8 protein-coding genes and 1 pseudogene are annotated in these 9,546 nt (G+C 41.6%); 4 read left to right on the top strand and 5 right to left on the bottom strand.

Annotated features, from left to right (window positions below; all coding sequences use genetic code 11):
• Positions 1-278 precede the first annotated feature (278 nt).
• Both VB740_RS15485 and VB740_RS15480 read left to right on the top strand, forming a co-directional pair.
• Positions 279-473 carry a DUF2256 domain-containing protein gene (locus VB740_RS15485; protein WP_094350216.1) on the top strand — a complete coding sequence of 65 codons (195 nt, stop codon included), beginning with the start codon at positions 279-281 and terminating at the stop codon, positions 471-473.
• Positions 473-1,426, top strand: coding sequence for an isoaspartyl peptidase/L-asparaginase (locus VB740_RS15480; RefSeq protein WP_323200870.1), 954 nt, complete (start codon positions 473-475; stop codon positions 1,424-1,426). The genes VB740_RS15485 and VB740_RS15480 overlap by 1 nt, the downstream gene beginning before the upstream one ends.
• Here VB740_RS15480 and VB740_RS15475 read toward each other — a convergent pair.
• The 4 genes and pseudogenes from VB740_RS15475 to VB740_RS15460 form a co-directional block, all read right to left on the bottom strand.
• The gene (locus VB740_RS15475; RefSeq protein ID WP_323200869.1) at positions 1,417-1,839 is read right to left on the bottom strand and encodes a DUF29 family protein; all 423 of its coding nucleotides are present in this window, start codon (positions 1,837-1,839) and stop codon (positions 1,417-1,419) included. The genes VB740_RS15480 and VB740_RS15475 overlap by 10 nt on opposite strands.
• A 362-nt stretch (positions 1,840-2,201) precedes the next feature.
• Entirely contained in the window at positions 2,202-3,554 is a 1,353-nt protein-coding gene (gene glmU / locus VB740_RS15470; RefSeq protein ID WP_323200868.1) for a bifunctional UDP-N-acetylglucosamine diphosphorylase/glucosamine-1-phosphate N-acetyltransferase GlmU, read from the bottom strand.
• 152 nt (positions 3,555-3,706) lie between these two features.
• Positions 3,707-4,939: a two-component system response regulator gene (locus VB740_RS15465; protein ID WP_323200867.1), complete on the bottom strand. Its 1,233-nt coding sequence runs from the start codon at positions 4,937-4,939 to the stop codon at positions 3,707-3,709.
• Positions 4,940-5,753: 814 nt separating this feature from the next.
• Positions 5,754-6,353, bottom strand: a pseudogene (locus tag VB740_RS15460) (MnmC family methyltransferase); the annotation flags it as partial.
• Positions 6,354-6,370: 17 nt separating this feature from the next.
• On the opposite strand from VB740_RS15460, the gene VB740_RS15455 reads away from it, so the two are divergent.
• Complete coding sequence (locus VB740_RS15455; protein ID WP_323200866.1) at positions 6,371-7,192, top strand: sulfurtransferase; 822 nt, start codon at positions 6,371-6,373, stop codon at positions 7,190-7,192.
• A 98-nt stretch (positions 7,193-7,290) separates the two neighbouring features.
• On the opposite strand, the gene VB740_RS15450 is transcribed toward VB740_RS15455, so the two are convergent.
• Positions 7,291-8,589: a hypothetical protein gene (locus VB740_RS15450; protein WP_323200865.1), complete on the bottom strand. Its 1,299-nt coding sequence runs from the start codon at positions 8,587-8,589 to the stop codon at positions 7,291-7,293.
• A 680-nt stretch (positions 8,590-9,269) separates the two neighbouring features.
• Here VB740_RS15450 and VB740_RS15445 point away from each other — a divergent pair.
• Positions 9,270-9,521: a hypothetical protein gene (locus VB740_RS15445; RefSeq protein ID WP_323200864.1), complete on the top strand. Its 252-nt coding sequence runs from the start codon at positions 9,270-9,272 to the stop codon at positions 9,519-9,521.
• Positions 9,522-9,546 lie beyond the last annotated feature (25 nt).

Here is a 9,546-nt window from a genome sequence, read left to right as displayed (position 1 = left end):
ATAGTAGGGTTTTCGGAGTATCAGAATTATGTTTCTTCCAAAAGTGGATGCTCCCTAGCAACTAAGTTCACTTTTCAGGAAATATATGGAGACTTAGAAGAACGTATCGAAACATTTTGACCCCTAACCCTTCTTTTTTCAAATAAATATACAAAATATGTCTATAGAGAGATTGACAATATATTTTTTCGCCCAAAGTATCCTGCCTTCTTAGCAAACTGGCTATAATTATTTTCCATCTGTCTCAGAAATCAAATTCTCAAATACACAGCATTTCTATGGGACGTGTTCGTTCTAAATCTGACCTACCGACAAAAATATGTCCGGTATGTCAACGTCCTTTCACATGGCGTAAAAAGTGGCAAGATTGTTGGGACGATGTGAAATACTGCTCAGAACGTTGTCGTCGTCGCCGTTCTGAAGCTCAAAATGAAACTAACCGCAACACAGACGCAAATAGCGCAAGAGATTAATGGAGTCACTGGTGCAACCTAAATTAATTATTCATGGGGGGGCTGGTAGTTCTCTCCACGGTAAAGGCGGATTGGAGTCGGTGCGCCGATCGCTCCATACAGTAATAGAAGAAGTCTATTCTCTACTATTATGCGGAGCAACTGCCTCAGAGGCAGTGGTGCATGGTTGCCAAATGCTCGAAGATAATCCCCGCTTTAATGCTGGTACTGGTTCAGTACTACAATCTGATGGGCAAATCCGCATGAGTGCTTCCCTGATGGATGGCGCATTAGGAAGGTTTAGTGGTGTAATTAATATTTCGCGGGTGAAAAATCCCATTGAGTTAGCCCAATTTTTACAAAACTCACCAGACCGAGTGCTATCAGATTTCGGTTCGGCTGAATTAGCGCGGGAAATGCAAATTCCCAGCTATAACGCTTTAACTGATTTGCGGTTACAAGAGTGGATACAAGAGCGCCAGGATAATTTTAAAAGCTCAATGGCTGGTGTGGTAGCAGAACCCGAACTACTAGAAACCAGCAATGCTGGACGTGGGACTATCGGTGTGGTAGCTCTAGATGCATCTGGTAGGCTAGCTACTGGTACTTCCACTGGTGGTAAGGGCTTTGAGCGGATTGGCAGGGTAAGCGATTCTGCTATGCCAGCAGGTAATTATGCTACTAGGAATGCTGGTGTTAGCTGTACTGGCATTGGCGAAGATATCATCGATGAGTGCCTAGCTCCCAGAATTGTAGTACGTGTCACTGATGGGATGTCCCTGAAGGAGGCCATGCAGCGCTCCTTTGGAGAAGCCCACCAGAACAAACGAGATTTAGGAGCGATCGCCTTAGATGCCAGTGGAGCGATCGCTTGGGGAAAAACTAGCGAAATCTTACTCGCCGCCTACCACGATGGCGAAAAAGTTGGTGACACTTTGGAATGGACTGACAACGAACTGATCGGCTATTGCTGAATCAGTTCTAGTGCCTGGGCTAAAGTTTCTTGCTGGTTAACCATTGCAGCTAATTCTTGGGCTTCATAACGCCCCTCAAAAGCTTCTAGCGCCGCTCTTTTCAGTGCCACTTGATATCCTTGTTGCAGAATATCCATTAATTCTGCTTGATTCAAGTAAAACCCACCGGATTTGCGGCGCTTGTTTATTTTGTTGATTTCCCGCACTGTATTTTCTATCGAAACATCCCAAGAGCGATTAGAACGTTTTTCGGACTTTTGTTTAATTAAATGGATGAGCAGAATTACACCATAACTATCAATTTTATTGATTTTGTCACCGAGGCTCATTTCTTCTAACTCATCCACCAACAGTAGCGCCTCATGGATTTTGCCTTGCTCTAGAAATTGCCTAAGTTCTAGCAGTTCTTCCATACTAAATTGGGTTTGTCTTGCTCTGATGACTCAAATGGGACAAGCTAAAACCATACAAACCATTTGATTGTACTTGAGCGGTGAAATAATTAAGATACAAGGGTGCATTAGGAACCTAATTAACCATGAGATTGCTTAACCTCCACCTTCTGCTAATTCACCTCAAAAAGAGCGCGTGGCAATCCTGACTGGCGAATAATAGATCGTAAAGTACCGACACGAAGCTCGTCATAATTAGGAACAGGAACGGTTACAAAGAAAGGCAGAGGGACGAGGGCAGAAGGCACTTATGTTAGGTTGTTTTGTTTTCCTCATCTTTTACCTTTAGTTAAATCAGCTAATCTGATGATTTAATTATCGCTTTACTGGCTCTTTTTGCGCCAAGCAGGTTTCACTACCTGACGACTACGGGCAATTACCAAAGAATCATTAGGCACATCTTCTGTAACAGTGGAACCAGCAGCTACGTAGACATCATCTCCCAAGGTGATTGGAGCTACTAAAACGCTATTGGAACCTGTTTTTGTCCGATCGCCTATTTTTGTCCGGTGTTTCTTCACGCCGTCATAATTAGCAGTAATTGTACCTGCACCAATATTTACCTGATTGCCGACAACGGTATCACCTATATACGACAAATGGGCTGCATTTGTGCGATCGCCTAACTGCGTATTTTTCAATTCCACAAAATTTCCTACACGGCAACCAGCACCTACTTGTACCTGACCGCGTAAATGAGTATAAGGGCCAATCCTGCTTCCTGCTTGCACAGTACTATTTATTACCACTGAATACTGCACTGTAACATTTTCAGCCAACTGGCTATTTTCAATTAAACTTCCCGGTCCAATATGACTTCCCGTTTGAATAACGGTATTTCCCCGCAAGTGAGTTTGGGGTTCAATAATTACATCTGGGTGTAATTCTACTGTTTCATCAATGGTAATGCTTGTGGGGTCGATGAGGGTAACACCTGCTAGCATCCATTTTTCCTTGACTCGCCTTTGCAAAATTTCGTATGCTGTTGCCAATTGCAAGCGATCGTTAATACCGAGAATTTCTTGGTAATCTTCCACATCTACTGCCATAACTTTTCCCACTTGAGTCACAGCATCAGTGAGATAGTATTCTTTTTGGGCATTGTTTGCCTGTAGATGGGGAAGCACCTTTGCCAAATTTGGCCAACGGAAGCAGTAAACTCCAGCGTTAATCCGGTGATTTTGTCTTTGAGCAGCATTACAATCTTTGTGTTCGACCATTTGCTGCACAATATTTTCATCGTTACAAAAAACTCGCCCGTAGCCTGTAGGGTCGGGTAGGTGCGAGGTAAGAATTGTGGCGGCGTTTTGATTTCCGGTATGAGTTTGTAACATCTGCTTGAGAGTTTCGCTGCGTATCAACGGTAAATCGCCGTTAAGTATCAGCAAATCTCCTGTGTAGTCTTCTAAGTGAGGAAGTAATTGCTGGATGGCATGACCTGTACCCAGTTGCACAGTCTGTTCAACAAACTCCAAGCTGGGAATTGAATGCATGGCAGCTTGCACTTCCTCAGACTGATATCCCACAATCACGATTCGCCGTGAAGGCGAAAGTGGTTCTACACTTTCGAGAACTCTCTCAACTAGCGATCGCCCCCCCAAAGAATGCAAAACCTTGGGTAAGCGTGATTTCATCCGTGTGCCGCGTCCCGCCGCTAGAATTGCTACAACTACCATAGTTAGCTATCAGTGAAATTATGATTAATGCTGTTAGTACTTTAAGATTTAGGCTCAAATCATACTAGCTAATCATAGAAGACTGAAATATACAATGAGTGAGGACTATACCAATTTTTGCTGATCACGGCAGCTACAAAATTTCTGACTCCCTACTCTTTTTCATAATAGGAGCGAATAAACTCGGCAAATTGCTGCATTAGTTTGGGATTACGCCAACCGGAATCAGTTTCTTGTTGCATAATTGAAAGTGCTTCTACTGAAGTAAAAGCTTTTTTGTAAGGTCGTTCGCTGGTTAGGGCATCGTAAATATCAATCAACTGAAATACTTGCGCCAGGTAGGGAATATCATTCTCCTTGAGTCCATCAGGGTAGCCTGAGCCATCCCAGCGTTCGTGGTGATGGCGAATAATCGGAATTACACCCCGCATACTGCGTAGTGGCTTGCAGATTTTTTCTCCAATCAAAACATGCTGCTGCATGATCTGCCAATCTTCGGGGGTGAGTTTGCCTTTTTTCAGCAGCACTGCATCGGGAATACCCACCTTACCAATATCGTGGAGATAACCACCCCACCTTAAATCTCGAATTTGGTAGCGTGAGAGGTTGAGGTATTCACCAAAAACTTGCCCCAATTTTACCAAGCGTTCACAATGGTTGCCTGTATTGGGATCACGACTTTCAATCGACATGGCAATGGAAAATAGTACTTGTTCGGCATGGTCTAAATCTTCGTTTAGACGCTTTTGCCTCACTAAGGACTTTACACGCGCCGCCAGTTCTACACGATCAAAGGGTTTGGTGAGAAAATCATCTGCCCCAACTTCAATTCCCCGAATACGCGATCGCCTGTCATTTAATGCTGTAATAAAAATCACTGGAATTAGCCGAGTCTGCTCATCTTGTTTAAGCAATTGGCACACTTCAAATCCATCCATTTCTGGCATCATTACATCCAGCAAAATCAAATCTGGCTGTTTTTGAGTTACCAATCCTACAACAATGGAACCACTATCCGCCTCAATCACTTCGTATCCTTCCATCCCCAAGAGGGCAACAGCAGTCATCCGACTGGCGGCATGATCGTCAACGACTAAAACCTTTGGCGGATCTAAATCAAACCCATTCACTTTAGAACCTTTGGCTTGTAGTGTTCTAGAGGCCAATGAATCATCATAATTAACATCAACTTTTATCCAAGAAGACACTGGTTGGCTATCTTTAAGCATAAGGTCTTCTTGAGATAACCCTAAAGAATAAGCCTCCACATTATTGTGCGATCCTACGGCATGATTTGAACCGATACTCTTCACTGTGTTAATGGGGTTAGACTCATTAACAATTTGTTCTGTAAAGCCTGTATGGTTGGATTTCCATTGAATCACAAAGGCACTCCAGTTTTTTGCACAAGTTAACAGTGTTAGATTTCAAAAAAATTTAATATTTGGCTGTATCAGAACCAGAGTTTTTATAGGGATTATGCATGATGTCAAGCTGTATATCTAAGTTTTTAGCAGCATGTATCTTTTATGTTACGAATAATGAGTATCTTGTTGTCAAATTTTTTGCTTCTAATTCCAGTATGATTAATTTTAACAGATGTTAAATCAGGCTTTTTACGGATATTTTCTTATACGATAGCTCCAAAAACCACTGTAATTGCTTGCTTTCTCTCAAAATATAGGGTTTTTAGTTATAAGTCTTTATAGTAATCATTAAGTATACATATTTTTACTTACTCAGTTATCGTAATACCCAAACAATATGTAAAATTAGATACTATCATAATTCTTATTTATTTGCATCGGAAAAACTCATTGCCTGAGTGTCTGGAAAGGGAATCAGAATTTTTGGAAAATATAGATAATTTCTCTGGAATTAAGGAGTAAGGAACTAGTACCGTAAGGCGGAAGTCAAAAATTGACCCTGAGCGCAGTCGTAAAGCCTGCGGCATAGCTACGCTTAACGCGTAGCTATGCCGCAGAGAAGGGTCAAAAGTCAAAAGTCAAAAGTATTATGTAATAAGCTCTTTATGGATTTTAAATGGTTGCTCTATTTACGCCGTGGGGTACTAGTTTAACGCTGCAAGCGATCACTGCTTAATACCAATTCTTTGTGAAACTTCACAAAATCAGGCTTGATTCAGACTTAGGGCTTAAGCAACTTGTTTAGGAGCAAGCTCACAGATCATTAGTATAGTTAAAAACTAGTTCCCATAAAATCCCTGCCTTGCATTCCCAATAGCCACCTTTTTCGCCAACGGGAGGTAGGCTCCAGTGAAGAGGCTTGTTGCTCTTGTTGTCGCCGCATTACTATGACTTCGATTGAATCGTTTAATTTCGGATCGCGATAGGGAATGGCAGCACGGGTAAGTAAGTGTTCTTTTTCAACTTGCGAGAGGGGAGTGAGTGTTGTTAGCGGTAGCGTGGCGTTGAGGCAGTGCTGAGTGGTGTTAGCGGTAGCGGGGCATTGGGTAAGTACTGAGTAATCTTTACACTCAGCACTCCTGGAATGGGTTGCCACAGTTCCAGGCGATCGCCTTCCCACAGGTGGGGTAGAACCAATCACCAAACCAGCGGATAAAAGTGCTGCGCGTACAGCAGCAGAACAAGAATAAGTAGCTAATAAACCATTTTGATCTAAACAGAATGAGAGTTGTTTAATAAATTCAACAGTCCATAATTGAGGACATTGAGGTGGTGAAAAGGGATCGAGGAAAATTGCATCTGCCCAGAAACCCGACTGACGTACTACCATTATCGTAGTTCTAGCATCGCCAATTAATAGTTTTGCTTTTAAATAATCGCTAATGCCCCATGCCCAATACCAAATTTGTTGTTTCACCAGCTTGGTTGTTTGAACATCAAGAAGATCCACAAGTCGTTATTGTGGATTGTCGCTTTTCTCTAGCCGATCCACCACTAGGGCAACAACAGTACCAAATAAATCATATAGAGGGGTCATATTATCTGGATTTGAATCAGGATCTTTCCAGTCCAGTGGGTAAGCATGGTGGGAGACATCCTTTACCTAACCCCAATGATATAGCTAAAAAATTTGCAGCGATTGGGGTAAATTACCAAAAAAGTTTAGTTGTAGCCTATGATGATTCGCGTTTTGCTTTTGCGGCTCGTCTATGGTGGCTTTTACGCTATCTAGGACATGAGCAAGTAGCAGTACTGGATGGAGGCTTTGCTGGATGGCAAAAAGCTGGATATCCTGTTACAGATGCCGTTCCTGAACCCCGGATGGGTACGTTTGTAGCTCAAGTGCAAACAGAAAAGGTGGTAGATATTACAGCAGTGAAAAGCCAGAAAGATAGCCACAACGTAGTATTAGTAGATTCAAGAGAAAGCGATCGCTATCGAGGTGAACGAGAGCCAATTGATAAACTTGCCGGACATATTCCTGGTGCAGTCAACTATCCTTGGCAAGAAGTTACAGACTCGAATGGCTACCTACTCCCTCAACCAGAACAACGCCGTCGGTGGGAACAGCTAGAAACAGCCGCAGAAATCTTGGTTTATTGTGGTTCTGGCGTTACTGCTTGCGTAAATTTACTTTCTTTAGAATTAGCTGGCATTAGCAAAGGTAAGCTTTATGCTGGCAGTTGGAGTGATTGGATTTCTTATTTATAGTCATTGGTCATTAGTGAGCTACGCGCAGCGTCTCGTAAAGAGAAACAAGCGTCACGCGTCAGAGTCATTAGTCATTGGTTTTTAACAAAGGACAAATTTCAAAACCGACCTAATTGAAAATTGTAATTAATAGTGAAGAACCAGCCGTCAAAATCAATGTTTTCGGCGGTTGAACTGCCTAAATTTACTCCAGCTTGCACATTCAAATTGCTTGTATCAGATATTCGGTAATTTAAGTGGCCGAATAGCCGATGAAATTGGTCTTCTCGATCGCGCTGTGTAAAGTCCGAAAAGTTACCCTGGTAGTCGATACCAACCTGGAGAGGTTTTTGCAAGTAGTAGTTCAGAGAAACCCAAAAGGAATTTATTATCCGATTACGACTTAGGGGATCAGCAAAATTTACACTCAATTCGTAGAAGCTATCTAACGTTAATCTTGGAGTCAAGGGATCTCGCCGTCCCAGAGACAGTTGAAAAGAATTCTCATTTAAAAAACGATCGCCTGCTTTAAAGCTATTCAGGCGATCGCTGTTGTTGGCATAAAATAAGTGTTGATTGCTCCAACTGATTTCTCCGAACATTCGCTGCGATAGCTGCTGGTAAAGGCTAAGATTAAATCTCACCTGGTTGTAATGATATTGCGACTGATTGATATAACGAATGAGATTGCCATCAATTGAGGCGTTTAAATAAGTCTTAGATGTCAAAGGGAAATATGCAGAGGCTAGTGTCAGCCCAGAAATGATTAAACCATCTTCTATGGGACTATCATTTGAGGAAAAAATATTACTCGTTTGAAAGTAGCCTACACGACCCAGTAGATAGCCTACGGGTTTAACGTTAGGTATTCTGGGTTGTTGTATCGGTGGTAGCTGCTGTTCTAGGGGTCGTAACCGCACCCGCAATCCCAATTCGCGATCGCTATCAGATTCAGGTGGCTGTTTTGGCGATCGCAGCAATTGTATTAGCTTATCTAGCCTTTCGGAATACTTTATCTCAGGTGGATTCAACAGTTGCTCTTTTGACTCTGAAGGAGATGTAGGCAAATTACTTGGCTGCAATTCTAGCTGTGGCGAGTCATTTTGCTTTTGAATATTTTCAGGTTCTTCAGTTTGGCCTGGGGTTTGAGTCGTTTCTGGTGTTTGCTGTGTCACATTTAACGGCATCTGAGAGTCTAAAAGATGCGACTCACCGGATTGCTTGCACAAAGAGTTAATTGCCCCTTGCTCCAAATTCTGACATAGCTCATCAGTTAGCTGTGTATTTGCTAAATTTTTAGGACGCCAAATATCTGTATTTGCAGATTCTACCGCATCTACTCTAATGCAACACCAGCTTCCACTACTGGATGTTAACAAAATACAAAAAAATAAATTCTTCCAGTTTTTGAGTCGCATTTGTTAGATTGCGTTGATCGCATTTGGCAAATGTAGACCCGTAAGCTGTATCGAAAGTTCCGACTCAGAAGATATAATTGAGTGCATTGATCTTAACCTTGTAAGTATATACTTAAACTACAAACTGACATTGCTGATTTTCGGATTCATAGCCGGATTTTTTTGCAAAACTGAGATGAGGCGATACTATTTATCTTGCTCAAGGTTAGTGAAATATAGCCAGTAAGTTACTTCACAGCGCATCCCTAACAGCTTCTTATCTCTGTAGCTGATCTGATTAGAATCGATTATATCTAAGGTATTTTTGATTTAATTATTGATATCAAATAACCTTCTTTTATCAGGCTGGGAGAACCCAATCGCTGAAAGCCTCTCTTAACTTTGTTTTTCACTTTTTGGCTAAAAATTTTCATTCATGTTAAAAAACAAAGTCTTAAACCTTGTGTAAATCAAAGTATTAGCTATGGATTCTATCTTGTTTTCCAAGAGTGACAAAAGAACGTTAAGTAAGTCGACATGATAAAACCCATGTATATTTAATTTTGTAAAAACTATGTAATGGCCAATTTCTAGCTATTCGCTGATTTTACATTTTGTTATATAGCTTGCTTTTTTAACGCCAACTTACTAACTTTAAAATTTGCCGCAAGCTTTATTGTATATTCACAAGTTATCAAACTATGCTTTATAAATCGTTTCCACTATTAGTGATTGGTTTATGGGGAATTATAGTACTGCCATTGCCAAATAGGGTAAGTGCCATAACTCCTCTAACGCGAGCAGAGATTCAGAACCTCCGCAACATGGTACAACTGATACCCAAAGATAAACTGAAAAAACGTCCTGCACGCAAATTAGATGCAATGGCTCCTGGAGACGGGTTGTCAACTGGTCGAGCTTCTCTAGAGAGCCAGTCCAGTAGAAGGCATTGACAAATTAAGCAGATTGTGAGCTAGT

The organism is Nostoc sp. UHCC 0251, from assembly GCF_034932245.1.
In the GTDB taxonomy this organism is placed as follows: domain Bacteria; phylum Cyanobacteriota; class Cyanobacteriia; order Cyanobacteriales; family Nostocaceae; genus Nostoc.
The sequence above is the reverse complement of the archived record's forward strand: the minus strand, read 5'-3'. Positions and strand labels throughout refer to the sequence as shown.

Coding starts and splice junctions, on each gene's coding strand:
- VB740_RS15485 (WP_094350216.1), top strand. CDS start 279: ATGGGACGTGTTCGTTCTAAATCTGACCTACCGACAAAAATATGTCCG.
- VB740_RS15480 (WP_323200870.1), top strand. CDS start 473: ATGGAGTCACTGGTGCAACCTAAATTAATTATTCATGGGGGGGCTGGT.
- VB740_RS15475 (WP_323200869.1), bottom strand. CDS start 1,839: ATGGAAGAACTGCTAGAACTTAGGCAATTTCTAGAGCAAGGCAAAATC.
- glmU (WP_323200868.1), bottom strand. CDS start 3,554: ATGGTAGTTGTAGCAATTCTAGCGGCGGGACGCGGCACACGGATGAAA.
- VB740_RS15455 (WP_323200866.1), top strand. CDS start 6,371: ATGCCCAATACCAAATTTGTTGTTTCACCAGCTTGGTTGTTTGAACAT.
- VB740_RS15450 (WP_323200865.1), bottom strand. CDS start 8,589: ATGCGACTCAAAAACTGGAAGAATTTATTTTTTTGTATTTTGTTAACA.
- VB740_RS15445 (WP_323200864.1), top strand. CDS start 9,270: ATGCTTTATAAATCGTTTCCACTATTAGTGATTGGTTTATGGGGAATT.